Origin of the sequence: Campylobacter sp. CCS1377 (assembly GCF_040008265.1) — a bacterium.
GTDB lineage: Bacteria > Campylobacterota > Campylobacteria > Campylobacterales > Campylobacteraceae > Campylobacter_D.
The window spans coordinates 1,483,199-1,505,719 of the sequence record NZ_CP155620.1; the positions used below are offsets into that span (position 1 = coordinate 1,483,199).

General features: G+C 29.7%; 22 protein-coding genes and 1 pseudogene. 12 read left to right on the plus strand and 11 right to left on the minus strand.

All coding sequences use genetic code 11. From position 1 onward, the window contains the following. Positions 1 to 27: 27 nt before the first annotated feature. The 7 genes and pseudogenes from AAH949_RS07415 to AAH949_RS07445 form a co-directional block, all read right to left on the minus strand. Entirely contained in the window at positions 28 to 468 is a 441-nt protein-coding gene (locus AAH949_RS07415) for a YqaA family protein (protein WP_348518375.1), read from the minus strand. Continuing rightward, positions 468 to 1,052, minus strand: a complete 585-nt coding sequence (locus AAH949_RS07420) for a hypothetical protein (protein ID WP_348518376.1) — start codon at positions 1,050 to 1,052, stop codon at positions 468 to 470. The genes AAH949_RS07415 and AAH949_RS07420 overlap by 1 nt, the downstream gene beginning before the upstream one ends. Beyond that, positions 1,033 to 1,746: a hypothetical protein gene (locus AAH949_RS07425; protein WP_348518377.1), complete on the minus strand. Its 714-nt coding sequence runs from the start codon at positions 1,744 to 1,746 to the stop codon at positions 1,033 to 1,035. The genes AAH949_RS07420 and AAH949_RS07425 overlap by 20 nt, the downstream gene beginning before the upstream one ends. Continuing rightward, the gene (locus AAH949_RS07430; protein WP_348518378.1) at positions 1,734 to 3,368 is read right to left on the minus strand and encodes a hypothetical protein; all 1,635 of its coding nucleotides are present in this window, start codon (positions 3,366 to 3,368) and stop codon (positions 1,734 to 1,736) included. The genes AAH949_RS07425 and AAH949_RS07430 overlap by 13 nt, the downstream gene beginning before the upstream one ends. A 107-nt stretch (positions 3,369 to 3,475) precedes the next feature. Then, positions 3,476 to 4,048: pseudogene (locus AAH949_RS07435) on the minus strand (hypothetical protein). Between the two features lies 1 nt (position 4,049). Further along, positions 4,050 to 6,866: an excinuclease ABC subunit UvrA gene (uvrA, locus tag AAH949_RS07440; RefSeq protein WP_134237956.1), complete on the minus strand. Its 2,817-nt coding sequence runs from the start codon at positions 6,864 to 6,866 to the stop codon at positions 4,050 to 4,052. A 94-nt stretch (positions 6,867 to 6,960) separates the two neighbouring features. Further along, the gene (locus AAH949_RS07445; RefSeq protein ID WP_348518379.1) at positions 6,961 to 7,746 is read right to left on the minus strand and encodes a sulfite exporter TauE/SafE family protein; all 786 of its coding nucleotides are present in this window, start codon (positions 7,744 to 7,746) and stop codon (positions 6,961 to 6,963) included. Between the two features lie 265 nt (positions 7,747 to 8,011). Between AAH949_RS07445 and AAH949_RS07450 the strand changes: the two genes are divergently transcribed. Both AAH949_RS07450 and kcuS read left to right on the plus strand, forming a co-directional pair. Next, positions 8,012 to 10,120: a carbon starvation CstA family protein gene (locus AAH949_RS07450; protein ID WP_348518380.1), complete on the plus strand. Its 2,109-nt coding sequence runs from the start codon at positions 8,012 to 8,014 to the stop codon at positions 10,118 to 10,120. Then, positions 10,117 to 10,314: a KCU-star family selenoprotein gene (kcuS, locus tag AAH949_RS07455; protein WP_134237953.1), complete on the plus strand. Its 198-nt coding sequence runs from the start codon at positions 10,117 to 10,119 to the stop codon at positions 10,312 to 10,314. The genes AAH949_RS07450 and kcuS overlap by 4 nt, the downstream gene beginning before the upstream one ends. A 31-nt stretch (positions 10,315 to 10,345) precedes the next feature. Here kcuS and AAH949_RS07460 read toward each other — a convergent pair whose 3' ends face one another. Beyond that, complete coding sequence (locus AAH949_RS07460; protein WP_134237952.1) at positions 10,346 to 10,753, minus strand: acyl-CoA thioesterase; 408 nt, start codon at positions 10,751 to 10,753, stop codon at positions 10,346 to 10,348. 67 nt (positions 10,754 to 10,820) lie between these two features. On the opposite strand from AAH949_RS07460, the gene ciaB reads away from it, so the two are divergent. The 3 genes from ciaB to cysK all read left to right on the plus strand — a co-directional run bounded on the left by ciaB (position 10,821) and on the right by cysK (position 14,100). Next, positions 10,821 to 12,671, plus strand: a complete 1,851-nt coding sequence (ciaB, locus tag AAH949_RS07465; protein WP_348518381.1) for an invasion protein CiaB — start codon at positions 10,821 to 10,823, stop codon at positions 12,669 to 12,671. Between the two features lie 113 nt (positions 12,672 to 12,784). Then, a complete protein-coding gene (locus AAH949_RS07470) occupies positions 12,785 to 13,075 on the plus strand; it encodes an HU family DNA-binding protein (protein WP_134237950.1) in 291 nt (96 codons plus the stop codon). A gap of 119 nt (positions 13,076 to 13,194) precedes the next feature. Then, complete coding sequence (cysK, locus tag AAH949_RS07475; RefSeq protein ID WP_134237949.1) at positions 13,195 to 14,100, plus strand: cysteine synthase A; 906 nt, start codon at positions 13,195 to 13,197, stop codon at positions 14,098 to 14,100. Here cysK and AAH949_RS07480 read toward each other — a convergent pair. The 3 genes from AAH949_RS07480 to AAH949_RS07490 are packed head-to-tail and all read right to left on the minus strand — an operon-like array spanning position 14,097 to position 15,528. After that, a complete protein-coding gene (locus tag AAH949_RS07480; protein WP_348518382.1) occupies positions 14,097 to 14,657 on the minus strand; it encodes an SCO family protein in 561 nt (186 codons plus the stop codon). The genes cysK and AAH949_RS07480 overlap by 4 nt on opposite strands. Beyond that, positions 14,654 to 15,055: a hypothetical protein gene (locus AAH949_RS07485; RefSeq protein ID WP_348518383.1), complete on the minus strand. Its 402-nt coding sequence runs from the start codon at positions 15,053 to 15,055 to the stop codon at positions 14,654 to 14,656. Before AAH949_RS07485 ends, AAH949_RS07480 begins: the two co-directional genes overlap by 4 nt. Positions 15,056 to 15,099: 44 nt before the next feature. After that, on the minus strand, positions 15,100 to 15,528 hold the full coding sequence (locus AAH949_RS07490; RefSeq protein WP_134237946.1) for a copper chaperone PCu(A)C: 429 nt from the start codon (positions 15,526 to 15,528) through the stop codon (positions 15,100 to 15,102). A gap of 136 nt (positions 15,529 to 15,664) precedes the next feature. Here AAH949_RS07490 and AAH949_RS07495 point away from each other — a divergent pair, with 136 nt between their 5' ends. The 7 genes from AAH949_RS07495 to AAH949_RS07525 all read left to right on the plus strand — a co-directional run bounded on the left by AAH949_RS07495 (position 15,665) and on the right by AAH949_RS07525 (position 22,518). Next, on the plus strand, positions 15,665 to 16,639 hold the full coding sequence (locus AAH949_RS07495; RefSeq protein WP_348518384.1) for a murein L,D-transpeptidase family protein: 975 nt from the start codon (positions 15,665 to 15,667) through the stop codon (positions 16,637 to 16,639). After that, positions 16,639 to 17,634 carry an alanine racemase gene (locus tag AAH949_RS07500; protein ID WP_134237944.1) on the plus strand — a complete coding sequence of 332 codons (996 nt, stop codon included), beginning with the start codon at positions 16,639 to 16,641 and terminating at the stop codon, positions 17,632 to 17,634. The genes AAH949_RS07495 and AAH949_RS07500 overlap by 1 nt, the downstream gene beginning before the upstream one ends. Then, complete coding sequence (locus AAH949_RS07505) at positions 17,631 to 18,119, plus strand: hypothetical protein (protein WP_134237943.1); 489 nt, start codon at positions 17,631 to 17,633, stop codon at positions 18,117 to 18,119. The genes AAH949_RS07500 and AAH949_RS07505 overlap by 4 nt, the downstream gene beginning before the upstream one ends. After that, positions 18,097 to 19,287 carry an MFS transporter gene (locus AAH949_RS07510; RefSeq protein WP_348518385.1) on the plus strand — a complete coding sequence of 397 codons (1,191 nt, stop codon included), beginning with the start codon at positions 18,097 to 18,099 and terminating at the stop codon, positions 19,285 to 19,287. The genes AAH949_RS07505 and AAH949_RS07510 overlap by 23 nt, the downstream gene beginning before the upstream one ends. Beyond that, positions 19,280 to 21,508: a flagellar hook-length control protein FliK gene (locus AAH949_RS07515; protein WP_348518386.1), complete on the plus strand. Its 2,229-nt coding sequence runs from the start codon at positions 19,280 to 19,282 to the stop codon at positions 21,506 to 21,508. The genes AAH949_RS07510 and AAH949_RS07515 overlap by 8 nt, the downstream gene beginning before the upstream one ends. 2 nt (positions 21,509 to 21,510) lie before the next feature. Beyond that, positions 21,511 to 21,792, plus strand: coding sequence for a FlhB-like flagellar biosynthesis protein (locus AAH949_RS07520; RefSeq protein WP_348518387.1), 282 nt, complete (start codon positions 21,511 to 21,513; stop codon positions 21,790 to 21,792). A 129-nt stretch (positions 21,793 to 21,921) separates the two neighbouring features. Next, complete coding sequence (locus AAH949_RS07525) at positions 21,922 to 22,518, plus strand: DUF4879 domain-containing protein (protein WP_134237939.1); 597 nt, start codon at positions 21,922 to 21,924, stop codon at positions 22,516 to 22,518. Positions 22,519 to 22,521 lie beyond the last annotated feature (3 nt).

The following is a 22,521-nucleotide window of genomic DNA, read 5'->3' on the forward strand; positions in this document are numbered from 1 at the left end:
GTGGCTAGTCTGCCTATGAAGTTAGCTTCATATATTAGTCAAAAAAATAATCACTATATAACGACTTAATTTTCCCAAAAATATAAAAAAAGCACTCTTAAAAATAGGATACTTGGCAAAGCCAAGCCCTAAGGCAAAAATATCGCCTATTAAAGGTAAAAAGGTTAAAAAAGCATAAATACTTCCAAATTTAGTGAAATTCGCATTGAATTTATCAAGCTTCTTTAAAGACTTAGAAAAATACTTTTCTAAAATTTTTTCTTTACCCAAATAGGCCAAAGCATAAGTGCTTAAACTCCCTAAAGCATTGCCCAAAGTCGCTACAAATAAAACCAAATTCACATTAAAATCAAGCTTTACAAAACCCGCAACAAAGGCTTCGCTTGCAAGGGGTAAAAGCGTACTTGAAAGAAAACACACTATAAAAAGCCCCAAATAACTGATATCATTGTATAAGAAATCAAACATTAAAACTCTTTTTTACGCATTAAAATAAATAAAATTAAAAAATAAGTAGGCAAAACAAAAGGCATGATAAAATCCATAAGCATAAATTTAAGCTCTGTTAAAACTCCACATAAAAAAACAAAAACAAAAAAGATTTTAAAAAGATGACTTTTGAAAAATTTATCCAAAAATAAAAGATAAATCAAATAAATAATAAAACTAAAAAATGCCATACAATACCAAAAAATACTTTCCTCTTGCCCTATATATTTAAGATACAAACAAGCAATAACACTGATTATAAAAAGCATAAAACAAAAAAAGGAATAAAAAATAAATTTTTCTTTTCTAAAAATATAAAAGAAAAATAAATGTATGAATAAAAATGCAATAGCTAACAAAAAAACTAAAATAGAATGCAAAAGACGCAAATTATGCTTTAAATGATAAAGATTTTGATTGGTTAAATTTAGGCTTTGCGATGGTATTTCATAAGCGCTAAAATCAATAATTAAATAATGATTAAAAACATAAACCAAGGCACTTTGGCTTAAACTTAGAAAAATAGCAAATAAAATACCGAAATTAAATATTTTCTTTTTCATTGGATAAAAGCCTTAAATTTGGTTCGAATTTGATATCTTTGTTTTTACTAAGTGCGAAAGCAAATAGTGCATAATAAATAGCAAATAACAAACCTGCAAAGAAAAAAACCATAAATCCAGCAATGATTAAAGCAAAAGAAGGCTCACTATAAATTAAAACAAACATAAATATATAAATAATTATCAAAATCACACTTTTAAAAACAAAACACGCTGTAAAATAAATCTTATTTTCACATAAGGTTTTTAGCATTTTAAAAAATATAAAAGTGCAAAAAATGGCTACCACAAGACATAAAAAGGAAAAGCCATATAAAGAAATACGCAATATCTTATCAACGGGATAAGGACTAATAATAAGATAAATTAAGCTTAATAAAGCGATAAATTGAGTAAATGCAGCTATAAAAAAACTGATCAAAAAAACTTTACTTTCACTTGCAAAATAAAGCTTTAAAATCACAATCAAATAAGAAATTAAAAAAATTGCATTAAAAACCATAGCTAAAATATTAGTGATAGAATCAAAATTCAACAATTTTAAATCATAGGCAAAATCAAGAATAATGGGTAAAAACTGAAAACAAACGCAAAATAAAAAACTTGCAAAAACTACCCAAGCGGCTATTTTAGCACTTTTAAAATCATTTTGTCTTTGAATTTTAAGCATTTCATAAAAGTTTAAATTTGACATTTTGCACCCTTGAAAACATGATATTTATCATAAGTTTTTTTTAAATTCTTTAGACCTCCAATAAACACAAATAAAGTCAAAATTAATGTTATGCTTAGACTTATTTTATATTCAAAATAATCAAAAAATTGCAAAAAGGCATAAAATATAATCATAAAAGCCATTAAAGGTTTAAATTTAAGTAATAACACCGAAAGCAAAAATGTAAAAAATATAAAAATAATCCAAACTAAAGATATGCCAGTATTTTGCACACCTTCAAAAAGATAAATTTGCGAAAAACACATATAGGCAAAAAACAATACGCAAAGCAGGGTTTTAAATTTAACATTACTGTAATTTAAAGAAAAAAATAAAGCAAAAAGGATTAAATTTTCTTTACCAAAAAAGATCGTTACAGTTTGAGGTTGTGCTAAAGGAAAAAAATATAAAAAAATTTCACCCAATATAATTCTTAAAGCTTCTATCTTAAAAAACACTACACAAAAAATTCCATACAACAAAGCTAATACCAGCATAAGTTGACTTCGAAAACGAAGAAAATAAGCATTTAAAGTTGCTAAAATTAAAGTTAAGAAGAAAAAAAGCCAAAATAATTTAAATTCATGATGTGCATATACAAAGTCCAAATTTTGAAAATGCGTTAAGAACATTTCAGACAAAAGTCCTATACCAAAAGCCCAAAATACAGATACATACCAAGTTTTTTTATCTAAAGTTACAAAACTAGAAAGATAAAGCATACAAAAGAGCAAAAAGATGAAAGAATTCATAAATAATTGAAAATTTAAAAGCCACAACGCAATAATCAATACAGAAAACACACCCTGCTCGCGAAAAACAAAGGCAAAAATAAAAAGCATAAGAACATAATTAATTTCATCCGTATTATATAAATTAGCCCCAAACAACGCATAATAACTTAGCGCCAAAATAAAAATTCCAATCAAAGCCAACATGCTAAAAAATTTACTCAAAAAATTACTACTTAAAATTCCAGCCAAACCCAATGCTGCAAGTCCTATGAAAAATTCAAAATGATAGGCTTTAAGAGTGCCTTCTAAACCCCAAGAAATATCTTTTTGCAAGTCATATGAATTTAAAGCAATAAGCAAAGTGCCCATTATAAACAAAAAGGCAAAGGCAAAAGGATATTTTTCTTTAGGGCTTTTAAAGATATTAAAATTTTTATCCGTAGCGAAAAAAAGATAAACAAAACAGCAAAATAAAATAAAACAAAGGATAATCAAACCTTTAAGAAAAATAAAAATCAAATGATATTTTTGTAAAAAATCAGCATTAAGATCAACAAAACCTAAAAGCAAAATACTTATAAAAATAAAAATTACAAACACCCAAGGATTGATAAATTTCAAATCGAGATCTAAAAGTCTTTGCATACAAAGCCTTATGACAAAAAGTCCTAAAAATAAAATAGCAACAAAAAAAAGAGATGCCGGAGTTATAAGTGTAAAAATCACAAAAATAATCGCCAACAAACAAGTAAAAATTAAAAAAATCAAAAATTCTAAGCAACTTAAGGGTTTTAAAGGTTTAAAAGTAATAAAATCTAGTATTTCTTTAAAAAATTTAATACTTTGTATTTGTAATTTTTTAATCATTTTTCCCTTTCAAAAATTATTAAAAAATAAAACATATTTAAATAACAAATTTTAAATTATATCATTAAAAAATCAATCAAAAAAATGTGCTTTAAATTTTAAAAACATTATAATTTAAAATTAAGATTTTGTAATTTTTTTAAAATTTTATACCTTTCAAAAGCATAAGCAAAACTCAAAAAATGCAAAGCGATAAAAAGGAATAAAAGACTTAATTTATCAAAAAATATAAAAGATAAAAATGCCAAAAACACACAAAAAAAATGTAAAGAAAAAAGACATTTTCACTTCTTTAAAAAGCAAAGCAAAAGTGAGTGAAAATAAAAAATAAAAAACGAAAAATAAAGCTAAAAGCCCTAAAAATAAAATTTCATTTTCCAAAATAAAAAAAGATGAGCCAAGGCTTATAATAACGGGTAAAAAATAAATTAAAATCTTATTAGAAGAAAATAAAAAATGAATTCTTGCCACCATAAAAATAAAAGCAAGAATGATATAAATACAAGAAAAAAAGCATAAAAATATACCGCCAATATAAAGAATTTCGTTCCCAGATTCATATGAACTTGTCACCCCTTCATAAGAAAAAAAAGTAATAAAAATTATATAAAGCACAAAAAAATATATAAACACTTAATCTTTTAATCTTGAAAAAATGCTATTTTTTGTGCCTGTGTCATTTTAACTCTTTTTGAGCTCTAAATCCAAATAATATCCTGTGTAAGATTTCGTTTTCTTATGTTCTTTTGCTACTTTTTCCACGCTTCCTGTGCTTATTATTTTGCCACCTTTTACCCCGCCTTCTGGCCCCATATCGATGATAAAGTCTGCGTTTTTAATCACATCTAAATTATGCTCTATCACAAAAACGGAATTTTTAAGATCAACTAAGTGTTGTAAAACCAAAATGAGTTTATTTACATCTTCAAAATGAAGCCCAGTTGTTGGCTCATCAAGTATATAAAGCGTTTTTCCTGTATCGCTGCGACTTAATTCTTTTGCAAGTTTTATTCTTTGTGCTTCGCCACCGCTTAAAGTCGTTGCATTTTGTCCTAAAGTGAGATAATCAAGTCCCACTTTTACCAAAGTATCTAATTTTTGCTTGATTTTTGGCACAGCAGTAAAAAATTCACTCGCTTCTAAAACGCTCATATTTAAAATTTCGCTAATATTTTTTCCTTTATATTTTATCTCTAAAGTCGCGTCATTATAGCGTTTGCCCCCACAAGTATCACAAACAACCATTACATCAGGCAGAAAATGCATTTCTATTTTAATCTCTCCATCGCCACTACATTTTTCACATCTTCCCCCTTTTACATTAAAAGAAAATCGTCCGGCTTTATAGCCACGCATTTTAGCTTCTTTTGTAGCAGCAAAAAGATTACGAATTTCATCCATAGCACCCGTATAAGTAGCAGGATTTGATCTAGGCGTTCTGCCGATTGGGCTTTGATCAAGATAAATTACTTTATCAAGCTTTTCAAGTCCAAGAATTTCTACTCCACCTAATTTTTTTACTTTTTTAGCACGGTTTAATTCTTCTTGTGCAAAAGGAAGTAAGGTTTGAAGTATCAAAGAGCTTTTTCCAGAGCCTGAAACCCCAGTAATTGCAACTAAATTTTGTAAAGGAAAAGAAACACTTAAATCTTTGATATTGTTAATACTCACATTTTTAAGCTCTAGCCACTCCTTTTGTTCTCTATTTTTAAGTTGCGAAATTTGCTTTTTACCGCTCATATAAAGTGCGGTTTCGCTTTTGCTTTTTAAGAGCTCTTTGTAAGTTCCAGCAAATACCACTTCGCCACCAAATTTCCCTGCTTTTGGCCCAATATCTACGATAAAATCAGCTTCTTCTATGGTCATTTTATCGTGTTCTACGACGATTAAAGTATTGCCCTTTTGTTGTAAATTTCTTAAAGTTTTAATGAGTTTTGCAGTATCTCTTTCATGAAGTCCAATGCTAGGCTCATCTAATACATACATAACCCCACTTAAACCACTGCCAATTTGCGAAGCAATACGAATTCTTTGTGCCTCGCCTCCACTAATCGTCCTTGCATCGCGCCCTAAAGATAAATATCCAAGCCCCACATCATATAAAAAGAAAAGTCTTTCATTAATCTCTTTTAAAATAGGTTTTGAAATCATTTTTTCTTGTTCACCTAAATATGCAAAATTCTTTTCATTAGCAAAAAAAGCGGTGCTATCTTCTATACTCATATCTAAAATTTCACCAAGCCCTTTTGAAGCTACTTTTACTGCCAAACTTTCAGGTCTTAAGCGATGACCGCCACAATCTTTGCAAATTTTTTCACTCATATATTCTGCTAAATCTTTTTCATCTTTTAGCATTTCATAAGCCATTTTTACCACACCTTCAAAAGTGCGTTTTAGGCGATTTCTTTTCCAAAAAAAGTCAATAGTTTTTGCATTTCCGTATAATACAAGGCGTTTTTGTTCTTCACTAAGCTCCATAAATGGCAACTTGATAGGAATTTCATTTTGTTCACAAAAGGCGATTAAAAACTTATAATAATAGCTTTTGTTAAAACCATACATTATTTTAACCGCACCATTTTCAAGACTTAGGCTTTCATCGATGATTTTTTTCATATCCAGTGTGTAGCGAATTCCAAGTCCATCACAAGCCTCACAAGCTCCTTTTGGAGAATTAAAAGAAAAACTCAAAGGCTCAAGTGGTACAAAAGAAATTTTACAATCAAAACAAGCGCAGTGTTCACTAAAATGATAATGCTTATTAAGCCCTACTTCATCGGGATTTAAAACTTCTATCTCGATCTCACCAAAGCTTTCTTCTAAACCTTTTTCTATATCACTTGCAAGACGCGAAAGTAAATCTTCGCTAATTTCAAGGCGATCAATAACTAATTTTATGGTGTGTTTTTTGGTTTTTGCCAGTTCTATATCTTCATCAAGTCTTACCAAAACTCCATCAATTTGTGCTCTTACATAGCCTTTGTTTCGCAAATTTTCAAGCAAATCCGCGTAAGTTCCTTTTTTTTCACGCACCAAAGGAGCGTAAATGATGATTTTAGCACCTTTTGGGAATTTTAAAATTTCTCCTACAATATCACTCGCACTCATAGATGAAATTTTTTGTCCGCATTGGTGGCAGTGCTGGATGCCTATCCTAGCGTATAAAAGTCTTAAATAATCATAAATTTCAGTGATCGTTCCCACGGTTGAGCGTGGGTTTTTAGAAGTGGTTTTTTGATCAATAGCAATAGCAGGAGTTAAGCCTTCGATTTTATCAACATCAGGTTTGCCTACTTTGTCTAAAAATTGTCTTGCATAAGCACTTAAGCTTTCTATATAACGGCGTTGTCCTTCGGCATAAAGTGTGCCAAAAGCAAGGGTTGATTTTCCACTACCACTTAACCCTGTAAAAACGATGAGTTTGTTTTTTGGAATTTCAAGATTAATATTTTTAAGATTATTTTCTCTTGCACCGATGATTTTTATACTATCATTCATAAAATTTTCCTACTTAAATTTAAAATTTATAATTTTAACATAAATCCATACTTTAGTGATTATTTTTAACTTATTTCATAATTTCATAGTCAAACTAAAAAGATACAATTTCTAATTTTCTTAGCAAAGAAAATGCAGTCACCACAATAGATAAGGCATACACACAAAGTAAAATTTTATAATGAGAGGTGATTTTCATATTTTCAATAATTTTTATACCGATAAAAACTCCCACCATGGATGCAAAACCCACTAAAATTCCTTTATAAATTACTTCCTCATCAATCACACCAGATCCTACAAAAGAAAACATTCCAGATATTGAAGCAAAAATCACAAAAAATAAAGAAATAGGAACAACTTTTTTGCTATCATAACCCAAAAAATAAGCTAAAATTGGTGCAATTAAAAGTCCGCCACCAATACCTAAAGAAATAGCAAAAACACCTGTAAAAGCCCCTGCTATAAATAAAATCACATTTTTCGCTAAAACCGATCTTTTTGTATGATGAGTAATATTTTTAACTCCAAAAGCATATTTAAGAAAAAATACAAAACTCACACATAAAAATATTGCAGTTAATTCAACATCAGAAAGATAACTCAAGACAAAACCGCTAAAACCAGCCCCCAAAAGCCCACCAAGTCCTATCACAATGCCGTCTTTTAAATTTAAATTCTTTTTTTTATAATTAATATAAGAACCAAAAACAGAAGCTAAAATCATCTGAATTACCGATATCCCAACTGCATGATGCGAGCTCATACCAAGACTTAACATAAAAGGCACGATAATCATGCCTCCACCTATACCAAAAAGCCCTGAAGTGATTCCAGAAACAATACCAATTAAAGCATAAGATAAATCCCAAAATTCCATAATATAAACTTCCAAATTTTAAAATTTCAAAAGGGTAATTTTATCTTAGTTAAACTTAAATGCTTTATTAAATTAAGCATAAATTCCACAAAAAACAAAATGTGAATTTTTGTTATATTAATAACATAAAAATCAATACAAATATGTTTCATTTTGTAATTTTTTTGACACATTCTTTCTGCGAAAAGTGCAAGGATTAAGCATTAAAATTAAAGAGTATGTTACACTTTTGATACATTTTGTATTTTGAGTAAAAGGTTTGCTAATGAGTATTACAAATAAAATATTATGGTTTTTTGTAGCCATTGTAGGTGCATGTTGCTTTGGTATCTTATCCTTACAAAATGGAGAAAGCATATCTGCAATTTACCTTATCATCGCAGCTTTATGTATATATATGATAGGATATAGATTTTATGGTCATTTCATAGCCTATAAGGTTTTAGAATTAAATAAAAAAAGAGCCACACCTGCTATCATCAATGATGATGGTTGTGATTTTGTTCCTACGAATAAAATTGTATTATTTGGCCATCATTTTGCTGCCATTGCGGGCGCTGGTCCTTTAGTAGGTCCGATTTTGGCAGCACAAATGGGATATTTGCCTTCCATGCTTTGGATTTTAATTGGCGGGGTTTTAGCAGGTGCTGTGCATGATTTTGTTGTTCTTTTTATCTCTATGCGCCGTAATGGAAAATCTTTAGGCGAAATGATTAAAGATGAAATGGGAAGTTTTACGGGCGCTGTTGCTATGATAGCAATTTTTGGAATTATGTTAATCATTATCGCAATTTTAGCAATGGTGGTTGTAAAAGCATTAGCACATTCACCTTGGGGGCTTTTTACTATCAGCATGACTATACCAATCGCTGTTTTTATGGGAATTTATATGAGATATTTAAGACCTGGAAAAGTTGGAGAAGCTTCAATCATCGGCTTTGTGCTTTTAATTTTAGCCATTCATTATGGAGCTCAAATTGCTGCAGATCCTTACTGGAGTCAAATTTTTACGCTTAGTGCTCCAAATTTAGCACTTATTATGATAGCTTATGGCTTTATTGCTGCGATTTTACCAGTTTGGTTTTTACTTGCCCCAAGAGATTATTTATCTACTTTTCTTAAAATCGGCGTTATTGCAATTATGGCTTTAGCTATTATTATCGTTGCTCCTGATTTACAAATGCCAAAAATCAACTCTCAATATTTGGATGGCAGTGGTCCTGTTTTTGCAGGATCAATTTTTCCTTTCTTATTTATCACCATTGCTTGCGGTGCTATTAGTGGTTTTCATGCCTTAATTTCTAGTGGAACTACTCCAAAAATGGTAGAAAATGAAACTCACACTCTGGCTATAGGATATGGCTCTATGCTTATGGAAAGTGCGGTTGCCATTATGGCTTTAATTTGTGCTTGTATTTTAGAACCAGGACTTTATTTTGCCATAAATTCTCCTGAAGCTACTATAGGAAGTGATGTTGTAGGCGTAGCAACGACAATTTCAAGCTGGGGTTTTAGCATTAGCCCTGAAGATATTACAAACTTAACAACAAATATAGGCGAAAAAACCATACTTTCAAGAACGGGTGGTGCGCCAACTTTTGCCATTGGCGTTGCTTTGATTTTACATGAGTTATTCCTTGATATTAATATGATGGGTTTTTGGTATCATTTTGCTATATTATTTGAAGCTTTGTTTATTTTAACTGCCGTGGATGCTGGAACAAGGGCTTGTCGTTTTATGGCGCAAGATATTTTGGGCAATGTATATAAACCTTTGGGAAATCTTAATAATTATTTTGCCGGAATTTTTGCCACAGCTTTGAGTGTAGCTGGATGGGGATATTTTCTTTATCAAGGTGCTATTGATGAAAAAGGCGGTATTTATTCACTTTGGCCGCTTTTTGGAGTGAGCAATCAAATGCTTGCAGGAATGGCACTTTTACTTGCAACAACTATACTTGTAAAAATGGGGAAAGCAAAATATACTTGGGTTACGCTAGTTCCAGCAATTTTTGTTTTAATCGCAACACTTTATGGTGGAATTGCCAAAATTATGCCTTACAAAGAAGGGGATAAAATTGCCAATGCTGTAAGTCATGTTGCAAGTGTTTATATTCAAGATCAAAAAATTCAAAAACTTACAGAACAAATTAACAATACCAAAGATGAAACACAAATTTCACAATTGCAAAAAGATCTTTCACTTGCAAAACAAGCTAAAATTTCTAATATAGTCAATGCGATACTTTGCGTATTTTTTATGATTGCAACCTTGCTTGTAATTTTATCTTGTATAGGAATTTGCTTTAAAATTATACGCATTCCTTTGCGTGAAAATCCTTATGTAGAAATTCAATCAACGAGAATGCCATGATTAAAAGATTAAAACAATGGTATGAAAAATCCGAAAGGTTTTTTCATCCCTTAATAGGTTTAGCAAGCTACGATAAATATTTAGAACATATGAAAAAACATCACCCCAACGAAGTTGTAAAAAGTCGCGGGGAATTTTTTAAAGAATATTTAGAAAAAAAATATAATAGCGGTGGCTTCAAAAAATGCTGTTAATGGCTTAAAGGATAAAGGTTTTATCTCACACTCATGCAAAGCCATGTAGTTTTTTAAGTTCTTCGCTAATTGCTTTTTTCTTACCGCATCTATCAACACTCACATAAGTAACACTTGCAGAAGTTACATGCAAACATAGCGTTGAACCCATTTCATCTACTCTTTGTACAGCAACTTCTACATCAACAGCTATTGAAGTCGTGCCTACTTTTACAATCTTGGCATAGCAAGAAATGATATCACCTACAAAAACAGGTTCTTTAAATACTACTCTATCCATAGAAATAGTCACAACACGCTCTGGAGATAATTCTCTTGCTGCAATGCCTCCAGCAAGGTCAATTTGAGACATAATCCATCCACCAAAAATATTTCCCGCTGGATTTGTATCACTTGGCATAGCCACAATTTTTAATTTTGGTTCACCCATATTTTTCATCGATATTACTCCTTTATTTGAAAAAATGAATTATAATTAATTTTTAACAATAAAGGAGTAAAAAAGTATGAATAATTTTAAAAAATTAATGCAAATCACTCAAAGAAGAAAAAACAACATCAATAAAATCTATGATATTCTTGATAAAAACAAACTGAACGAAGAACTTCAAAAACAGAAAGAATATTTTGAAAAACTTCTAAAAAACATAAAACTTGAAGTGAAAAATTCATCTATATTGGCTATGGTACGTCGTTTTGTAGATCTTAAAGAGGAAAATTTGATCCAAGAACTAGAACAAAATCATTTTGACAAACATCAAATCTCCAAAATCAAAGCACAAATTTATAATGAAGTGAAAAAATTTTATGAAAATGAGCACGAAAAATTAATCGAAGAAATCAAAGATGCAAAAATCTTAAATGTTTTTTATGTTTGCCTTATTGAAGGAATTCACTCTATAGGAAAAGTCCTAAATTCCATGCAAGAAGAATGGCAACAAAAAATCATAGAAGAAAACAATGAATTTTTAAGTTCTCATTTTGAAAATTTAGACGAAGCGTTAAAATTCTTAAAAGACAATAAGCTTTATCAAAAAGATCGTAACAATGATATTTGTGAGCGAAGTTATGGCGTGATTTTTAAAAACAATCAAACATGGCAATTTTTACCTTACGCACTTGCATTTAAAGAGCACACAAAAGAACTAAGAAATGCTTTTGATCGCACCTTAAATAAACTTCAAAGTCTAGCTTCTAATACCGAAGAAAAAGCTTATATTGATTATCTTGAAAAGCTCAAACTCGCTTTTTGCGAAGAAAACAACGATAAAGTAATACAAGCTTGGCAAAATGCAGAACTTGCATGGATGCAAGTAAAATCGCCTTTGCAAATTGGTCATCCTTTAGAATATTACGAAGATAGCTACACTCATGCAGTGGCTTTGGAATGGGACATTAGAGTCGAAGATGCTTCTGATTTTAATGCAGCAGTTTTTAATCAAGAAATCAAGGAAAGTTTTGATCAAATTTATCACAAACTTGGTATTAAAAATCAAAAATTATACGACAGTGTTTGCGAAAACTTCAACAAAACACAACTTTATATTTGCTCGCCGATGATATTTTATGGTGCTGAATTAAATGGCTTATTTTCTGCACAAGTAGTTCCAAATGATGAATTTGTCAGTCAAAAAGCGGGCAAAAAAATCTTTGCATTTTTAAATTTCGTATATGAAAATGCAAAAACCAAACCTTTCATGAAGCTTTCTAGCATGATTTTTGAAAAAGAATTTTTAGACTATGGAAGAGAAATTTTATTTTTTAATGAAACTTTATGGAAAAAAGTTTATGAAATTTCAACCATAGGTCACGAATTTGGACATATGTTTTTTATCGATGAAAATACCGAAAAAATAATGAATGAAAGTGGGTATTTTAAAAACATAGAAGAATTTAAAGCCACTATGGGTGGGCTTGTGAATTTTTTCTTGCACGAAAAAGAAGAACTGAAAATGCCAGTTTTCCATGAACTCATTAAAAGAGCTATAGGTTTGATTGCTTGGCAAAAAGTAGAAGAAGTAAAACCTTACTATACCGAAGGTTTAATCCATTTGCATATTTTATTTCAAAGCAAGGTGCTTAGCTTTGAAAATAATAAATTACAAATTAATTTTAATTCCATCGCTTATGAAAATTTCAAAGAAGAAGCAATAAACACTTATCTTAAACTTGCAAAACACTACAGTTTAAAACTTGATGCAAAGGAATTTTTAAATGAATTTTGTATTTTAGAAAATGAAGTTTTTTTGCCTAAAAATGCAATATGCAAAGAATTTGTATTATATTATTATAAGCTATATGAACAATTTGCAAATATTATTGATGATAGTGATGAGATTAAAAAATATAGAAAATAAGATAAAGATTTGAATAAAATTTTATAAAAATTTAATAATTTATGTAAAAAAGCTTGCCAAGTATTATAAAATGTGCTAAAATTAAGAACTTTAATATTAAAAAAGGAGCTTTTATGACTAAAGCAGATTTTATTTCAAAAGTTGCTCAAAATGCTGGGCTAACAAAAAAAGATGCTACTGCAGCAACAGATGCGGTAATTTCTACAATTACTGAATTATTGTCAAAAGGCGATAGCATTAGCTTTATTGGTTTTGGCACATTCACTACAGCTGAAAGAGCTGCAAGAACTGCAAGAGTTCCAAGCAACGGTAAAACTATCAATGTGCCAGCAACTAAAGTTGCTAAATTTAAAGTAGGCAAAAATCTTAAAGAAGCTGTTGCTAAAAGCAAAAAGAAAAAATAATTTTTAGGCTAGTGTTACCAACTAGCCTTTATTTCTATTCTTCACTTAAACCATTCGTACAAATTTACCCTTTTCTTATAAAATCAAAATCCACACAAATTTAACATAAAGGATTCAATGTGAAAACTTATGAAAACATTACCGAATTTATCGGCAACACTCCTATAGTTGCTCTTAAAAATTACGGAGCAAATATTTATGCAAAGTGTGAATTTTTAAATCCGAGTCACTCTATCAAAGATCGTGCGGCTTTCGCGATGATTAATGATGCTTTAAAAAGCGGCAGAATTAGCTCAAATTCACATATCATTGAAGCAACAAGTGGAAACACAGGAATTTCTTTAGCTATGATTTGTGCGAGTCTAGGACTAAAAATCAGCATCGTGATGCCAGAATCAATGAGCCTAGAAAGACGCAAAATGATCGCGTATTTTGGCGCGAATTTGGTTTTAACTCCTGCTAGCGAAGGAATGAAGGGCGCGTATAACAAAGCTTTAGAGCTTGCAAAAGAAACGCCTAATTCTTTCGTTCCATCGCAGTTTGAGAATTTATCCAATAAAAACGCCCATAAAAATACGACAGCTTTAGAAATTTTAGATGCACTTGATGGCAAGGTGGATATTTTTGTCGCGGGTTTTGGTACAGGCGGAACTATTAGCGGCGTGGGCGAAGTTTTAAAGGAAAAAAACAACAATGCAAAGATCATTGCCGTTGAGCCGCAAGCCTCCCCTCTTCTTAGTCAAGGAAATGCTGCCCCTCATAAAATTCAAGGCATAGGTGCTAATTTTATACCGGCAATTTTAAATAAAGAAATTATAGATGAAATCATATGCGTTAGCAATGAAGACGCTCTTCAAACAGCAAAAGATTTAGCTAAAAACAATGGTTTAATGGTAGGAATTTCAAGTGGAGCAAATGTATTTGCCGCTTCTTTAATTGCGCAAAAATTCCCAGATAAAACCATAGTTACAATGCTAAATGATACAGCAGAAAGATACCTTTCAACTGATTTGTTTGCTCTTTAAGTTTTTGTCAAAAAAGACTTAAGTTCTTTGTAAAAATTTTCATAACTTAAGTCTTTTAACACCTTAAAAATTTCTCCCTTTTCATCAAACAAGAATAAATCGCTACTATGTGCAATAGAGTATTTCATGAAAGAACCTTTTAATTCTACTTTTTGATACACCACACCATAATTTTTTGCTATTTTTGCAATTTCTTCTTCATCTTTAGCAATTAAAGCATGAGCATTGGGATAAAAATACCTTAACCATTCATTTGTTTTTTTGATATCCTTATCGCGCAAAGGATCTAAAGAAATAAAAAGCACCATTACTTTGGAATTTGGAATTTGCTCTAAGGCTTTTGAAATTAAGGCTAAAGTGCTAGGACAAACATCAGGACAAGAGGTATAACCAAAATATATAATTAATTTTTCCCCTCTAAAATCTTTCAAACCAACCAAACCTTTTTCGCTTTGTAATTCAAAATCAAAACGAGTGTTTTTAAAATATAAATAACTCGCTACAAAAGTCGAAATAATAATTCCAAAAACAAAAATATATCTTAAATTTTTCATCATCTTCTCACATCAAAATCAAAATAAAAATCAAGCTTTTGATTTCCATCAAAAAATTCAACTCTGTAACGCATCACATCAATTGCACAAGAGCTTAAAACTACTTTTGCTTTATAAGAATCACTCGAAGTTTTCACAAAAACAGGATTTATATCTCCCATATACATATTTAACCCATAAACAACAGCTTTTAAATTGGTATAATCGCCTAAATTTTCAAGCCTTAATTCTAAATCTTGCAAAGAAGCTAAAGGTTTAGGATTTAAAGCTACAAAAACTTTTTTATCTCCAAAAGCAAAATGACAATCTTGGTGATTTAAATCACAAGTTAAAGGGGTTAAATCAGTGATTAATTCCCTTTTTTGGGTATTATTTGTATTTAAATTTAAATAATAAGCCAAAAAAATAGCCCCTATTAAAAATAGAAGCAAAAAAAATATTTTTTTCATTGCATTTTAATGTTTTTAATTTCTATATCATCAACTTTCAAACTTTGATTATTATCAAAATACAAAACAAGTTCAGCTTTTTTATCTTTAGTAACATTTTCTTTTAAATTTAAAATCATAATATGTAAACCCCCTGGTTTAAGCTCAGTGCTTGAATTTGCCTTTACTAAGATCTCAGGAATTTGCACCATCATCATTTTACCTTGCTCGTGTTTATGCGTATGAAGTTCAGCAACATCGCTTAAATTACTTGTAGCTTTTACGATTTTAATATCTTCATTTGTGTTATTTTTAATGGTAAAAAATGCAGCTGTAGTTGTAGAATTGGGAAGATTCTCTCTTACAAAAGCATTTGACACTTCATAATTAGCACCAAAAACAAAATTGACACCAAATAAACCTAAAAATAAATATTTTTTTAACATTATCTTTCCTTTATATAAAATGTATTAACCATAATTTTTCGATTATAACGAAATATTATAAATTTTAATACTCTATTTTTAAGAAAAAAATATTATAATTTCGTTTTTATAAATAAAGCTAATAAAAGGATAAAAATTGTTTAGATTTTTAGTGATTTTTTTAATCTCATTGGGCTTTCTTAAGGCATCTGATTTGGTCCAAATTTATCTTAATCAAGGCTTGGAAGCTGTTGGAGAAACCATAGAAAAAGAACTTACACAAAAAGATTTTTGGCTTAAAGAAATTGGGGATAAAAATGTAAGCTTGGGATATTATGACCAAAATGTTGCTATAGTGGTTACTAATAAAAGCGAAAAAACCTTTAAAGTATTTTTTTATGATAATGGAAAAGTCACACAAAAATTTGATCAAAAAGGTGTTTTAACCGGACTTATGGGTGATAAAGAAATCGAAGGGGATTTAAAAACTCCTATAGGATTTTATGAACTTGGCAAGAAATTTTATCCCGGAGATCCTTATTATGGACCTTTTGCATTTGCGACAACCTATCCAAATTTATTAGATAAACTTCAAGGAAAAACAGGCGGAGGGATATGGATACACGGTTATCCACTGGATGGAACAAGGTTGGATGATTTAAAAACCGAAGGCTGTATCGCTTTATATAATAATCTTTTGGAAGACTTTTCTAAAATCATCCAAGATCAAAAGGTATTTGCGCTTACCGAAGAAAAAAATAAGGTTACAACTAATGCTGATGAAATTGCGAGCTTGCTAAGCTCTTTATTTGCTTGGAAAAAAAGCTGGACTCAAAGCGATATTAAAACTTATCTTGAATTTTACGATGAAAAAGATTTTAGAAGATTTGATAAAATGAAATTTGAAAAATTTGCTGAAATGAAAACAACAATTTTTTCAAGAAAAGAAGAAAAAAGCATTAAATTTTCAAATATTAGCATCAGTCCTTATCCAAATATCAAAGATGAAAAAATTTTCAGAATAACCTTTTATGAAGATTATTACACAACAAATTATCAATTTAAAGGCGATAAATTGCTTTATGTAAAATTAAATGAAAAAGGGCAAATGAAAATTCTTGCAGAACAATAATGTCTCTCATCAGACTAAAAAAAAGTGCTTATGAGCACAATCTTAAACAAATCGCTCAAAAAGCAGGTGGCTTTGAAAAAATCATCTGTGTTTTAAAAAATAATGCTTATGGGCATGGAGTTAGCTTGCTTGCTCCTATTGCCAAACAGCTTGGAGTAAATTTTGTAGCAGTCAAAAACGAAAGAGAAGCTCTAGAACTAAAGAATTTATTTGACAATATTCTCATTTTATCCCATTTACCGCATGGCAAAGAGAATGAAAATTTCATCTATGCCTTAAACGATGCTTCTTTGATACAAAATTTCAAAAAAAAGACAAAGATTCATTTGGTGATTGATACAAATATGCACCGAAACGGCATAGCTTTACAAGATCTAGAACAAGTTTTTTTAAAAGCCAATGAATATCTTGACATCCAAGGAGCTTTTACTCATTTTTACGCTTCTGATGAAATTGACGCTAATTATTTTATACAAAAACAGAATTTTCAAAGTGCTAAGAAAAAATTATACAAAATCAGCCCAAAAAAACTCATTTTCCATTCTCACAACTCCTCAGCTCTTTTTCGTTGCGAAAAACTTGACGATGATGAATTATGTAGAGTGGGTTTGGTGCAATTTGGCTATGGAGAATTCAGTCAAAATTTACAAAAAGTTTTATCTTTATATGCCAATCGTTTAAGTTCAAGAATTTTAAAAACTGGACAAAGCGTAGGATATGGAGGTGCATTTATAGCAACAAAGGATATAAAAATTGCCACTTATGATTTAGGCTACGCCGATGGCTTATTTCGCTATGATGGAAAAGGGGATTTATTTTTAGCTAATAAAGAAAAAATTTTAGGCAAAATGTCGATGGATAGCTTTTCTTGTAAGGATTGTGGAGATGAAATTTGTGTTTTTGAAGATGCTAAAATTTGGGCAGAATTTTTTCACACTATAGATTATGAAATTCTTTCCAAGTTAAGCCCGTATATTAAAAGAGTGTTAGTGTGAAAGTTTTTTTTTCTATCGCATTGCTTTTAAATTTTTTTATTTTACTTACCATTTTTATTTTTAGAGGATTAACACCTTATGGATTTTTGAGCTACGAATTTTCCTTTTTTGCTACATTATTAATTATTTTTACTTCTTTTATGACTTATAAAAAAAATATTTTAAAAAAATCGTTAAAATATAATTTTAAAACCAAACCATTAAACATTTTTATAAAAAAAATTCAAAAAGATTTTAAATTTGTAAAATTTAAAGAGTTTAATGACGATTTTAAACCTAGTTTAACTTTGGCATTGAAAAATTCTTTAATATTTTTTTCAGGCTTAAAATTACTTGGATACGGATTTTTGGTGCTGGGATTTTTGATTTTGCAAAACCATCAATACCTAGCCATTTTTGAATTCATCGCAGGAATTTGCATAGTGCCTTTAGCGGTGTTTATATTTATGATCTATTTAAAGTATGAGTCCAAAAAGAACTATTAAATCAATGACGGCACTTTTTGCCGGAATGTCTTTTTTATTTGCCGGAAATGCCCTTATTGTAAGCTCAATTGGGGTAATATTAAAAAATTTAAATATCAGCGATTTTGCTATAGGTCTTATAAATTCTTGCTTTTTTCTTGGTGCTATGTTTAGTACCATGAGTGCTCATAAAATCATTTCTAAAGTAGGTCACATCAGGGCATTTGGAATATTTGCTGCGATTTTTTCCATTTCAATAATCTTACATATCATTAGCAACAATCTTTACCTATGGGCCTTGCTAAGATTCTTCTTAGGGGCTTGTTATTATGCTTTATTGATGACTATAGAATCATGGCTCAATGAAAAAGCTAAAAATTCCATTCGTTCAAGGGTGTTAGGATTTTATGAGATAGTCTTTTATCTTTCTTTTGGCATAGGAATTTTACTCATTGCTTTTGATCTTGACAAAACAACGATTTTTATTCTAAGTGCGGCTTTGATTATGTTCTCCTCTATACCTTTAAATCTTATTCGCATCAAAGAGCCTACCTTACCTAAAGCCAATAAAATTTCTTTCCCAAAAATTTTTAATATCGCTCCACTAGCACTCGTAACAAGCTTTATCGCGGGAATGTGCATTAATGGCTTTTTTTCTATGTCTTCGCTCTTCATACTTTCGCAAAATCTAAATACCCAAGCTGTGGCTTATTTTATATTCTGTGCAATGCTGGGCGGTTTTTTTGCCCAAATTCTAATTGGCACAATTTCTGATAAATTAGGTCGCAAATTTGCCATTATGATTTGTGCAAGTATAGGTTTTTTAACCATGCTTGTCTTTTTACTTTTCAATTTAAATTTAATCTTTCAGTGTATTTTATCTTTCCTTTTAGGCATAGGAGTTTTTTGCCTTTACGCTCTAGCTTTAGCAAGAGCCAATGATATGCTAGAAGACAAAAGCAAGACAATTGAGCTTGGAAGAGGAGTTTTGTTTTGTTACTCCATTGGCTCTTTATTTGCTCCATTAATACTTGGTGCTTTAATGCAATTTTTTAGCTCTAATGGTTTTATTTGGTTTTATCTTGTATGCTTAGGATTTTTAATTTTATTTACAATCAATAAGCCAAATATTATCAAAAAACGCTATAAAAGCGAGCCTGGAAGTATGGCTATTTTAAACAATGATTAATACAAATTTACTTAATCCAAATCAAAATCTTAACAACAAAAAAGAAGATATTAAAAACGATGCTAAAAAAACTAAAACCCAAACTTCCAATAATCTTTTATCAAATGAACTCAAAAAAAATTTAGGGCTTAATACCCTCATTGACAAACCCAACATTCAAAACCCAAACCTCATTGATAATACTCAACTTAAACTTCAAAACCTCATCAATAAACTTCTAGATCAATTAAAAGCACATAAAAATCCTGATTCAAATATTTTAAAACAAGCTCCAAATCTCAACTTTGCACCTAATTTTAGCAAAGAACTTAAATCCTTAAGTATAGAACTTGCAAAAGACGAACATTTTAAACCTTTACTAGAAAAGCTTAATCAAATTTCAAAACCTATCAATCAAATACAAAAAAACGATGTAGAGCTGTTGTTTAAAAATTCAGGAGTATTTTTTGAAGCAAAACTTAAAAATGCCCTAAATACAGAAAATTTTCCCAAAAGCTTTCATTCTCTTTTAAACACTATTAAAACACTAAGTAGTAATCAAATCGCTTCCCAGATCGCAGAACTTGCAAGTAAAAATCAAGATCTTACTTCTTCTTTTAAAAATTTAAAAACTATACTTCAAACCAATAAAGAACAAAATCTTAATATTTTAAAAAATAGCTCCTTTCAAACCCTACTAAGCCTAAGTGGAAAAATAGAAAATTTTAAAAAATACCTAACTAAAAATCCTAGTTTGGCAAATAAAAAAATTCACCTGCTAGGAAATAAAATTTTAAATGAATTAAAAAAACACGAAAATACTTTATACAAAGAACTCAATAAACCACAAAATTTAATTTTAAGTGATACAAAAATCATTAAAGAAATCAGTCAAAATTTCAAACACCTAAAAGACACACTAAAAAATATCCTAAATCATAAACAAGATAACGCGCAAAACTCTTATGCTTCTACACCTCATCAAGAAAAACCAAGTGATGCAAAAAATCCTATTCAAAATACACACAACAAAAACACAATTTTACAAGATGCAAATTTCATCAAGCAAGAAAATCTAAAAGAAGAATCAAAAGTCCTTTCGAATTCATCTGACACAAAAATACTCGAAAATGAAAGCAATAAAACACAAAATGGAATTTTGAAAGAAGAGAAAAGAAATAATGAAAATTCTCAAAAAAATGAAATACCAGAAGATGAAAAACAACTTGATTTAGAAAATTCTGACACAAAAATAAATGAAAAAACACAAGATGCAACAAAGCTTGATTTAAAAAAAGAAAATCAAACTTTAAATTCAAAGAAAGAAAATTCAGAAAAAATTTCACAAGAACTTCTAAAAAAAGAAAATGAAATTAAAAATCCATCCACACCAAATCCAGAAAAAGCAACACAAAGCAACTCTACTTTTTTTGAAAGTAAAAACAAAGATGGTATTGTAAAAGAAAATGCAAATTTTCAAAATCAAAATTCAACAAATGCTAAAATTTCAATTAAAAATTTAATTTTCAATGATGAAAAAAATTCTATGGGAGAGCTTGAAAAGCTTAACAAAGATTTGTCTGCTTTAAGTAGAAAAATCAATGAAGGTTTAAAAATTTTAGATAATGATGCAAGAAATGCAAAAATAAATTTAAATGATATTAAAAATATTGATAATAAGCTTGAATTATCCATTAAAGATTTAAGTAAAGTCACGATAAGAAATAATGCAGAAATTTCAGATGAAATTCAAAATGATATTAAATCAACCTTATTTCAGGTATCTAATTTAGCAAAAAATCTTGAGAATGATGCAGTGTTAAATCAAGCTAATCGTTTATTAGCTCAAATTGAAATTAATCAATTATTATCTTTAGCCAACAATTCTATCAATACTTTCTTGCCCTTTTTTTGGGAGGATTTAAACGACTCTAAGATTATTTTTAAACGAGGTAAAAAAGATAAATTTTTTGCCCAAATTAAACTCGAATTTGCAAAACTTGGCGAACTTGATGTATTGGTAGCTTTAAATAATGACAAATATATCGATATTAATATTATGGTAGAAAATACAGAGTTTAGAAAAATAATTTATCAAAACGCTCATGAACTTAAACGAAGTATCAGCAAAATAGGTTTACTTGGTTCTCATTTTTTTGTTGGAGACATTATTCGCACAGAATTTAAGAATCAAAAATTAAAAGATTACGATCTTGACATAGGCATTGATAAAAAGGCTTAAAAATGGCAAAAAATTTTAATAAAATAAAAAAAGCCGTTGCTCTAGGATATAACCAAAAACAAAATAATGCTCCAAAAATTTTAGCAAGTGGCAAAGGTGAAAGTGCTGCAAAAATCATCTCTTTAGCCAAAGAGCACGGAGTGCCAATTAAAGAAGATGAGGATTTGGTTGAAATACTTAGCAAACTTGATCTTGGCGATGAAATACCTTCAAATATGTACAAAGCCGTAGCTGAAATTTTTGCTTTTATTTACCAAATGGCAGATAAAACACCCAAACAATAGCATTTTTATATAAATTTCTCTTATTTAACAAAACTATGATTTTATTTTGCAATTATTTAAAATATTCTAATTCGGAATAACTATTGCTTATAATCATAGTGTAAATAAATTTTTTATAAAGGGGTAAGTATGGTTAAACATTTAATCAGTGTTGCACTTGCTAGTGTTTTAAGTTGTGGCATTGCTAATGCTAGTGATAATGCGTCAATAGAGGGGAAAGAAAAAATTACTCGCAATGGTGTTAATATTTATTTAGAGCCAAATTCTCCAAATAAACAAAAATATCTTAGTGGGGAATTTGATAAATCTTTGGAAGCAATGAAAAAAGCTTATGAGGCTAATAAAAACAATAAGGCAATGAGAGCTCCTGCTCCTCCTGTTTATTATGTTGCAGTTTTAGGTGTAATATCTCAACAAGGTGGAAGAGAAGAGCTAAAAGAGGGACAAACAATTACTAATAATGATCACGGTGGTGATCCATTTGTGGTTCATACTCTTGTATTGGGATATGGCGGTGGAAGTTACGATAAGGCTTCATTTGCTGGAAATCAAGCGGTGCAATTAAGTTCAGAAGGAATGGATTATACTGGCGATAACATTATTGATGGTTGGTATGATATTTGGGATATTTCTAAACCTGCTAATTCTAGTGGAAATTTTGAATTTACTTCTCGTTCTATTAATGCACCTGGCAATTCAATGAGCACAAGTATTCAGATTAGGTAGAAA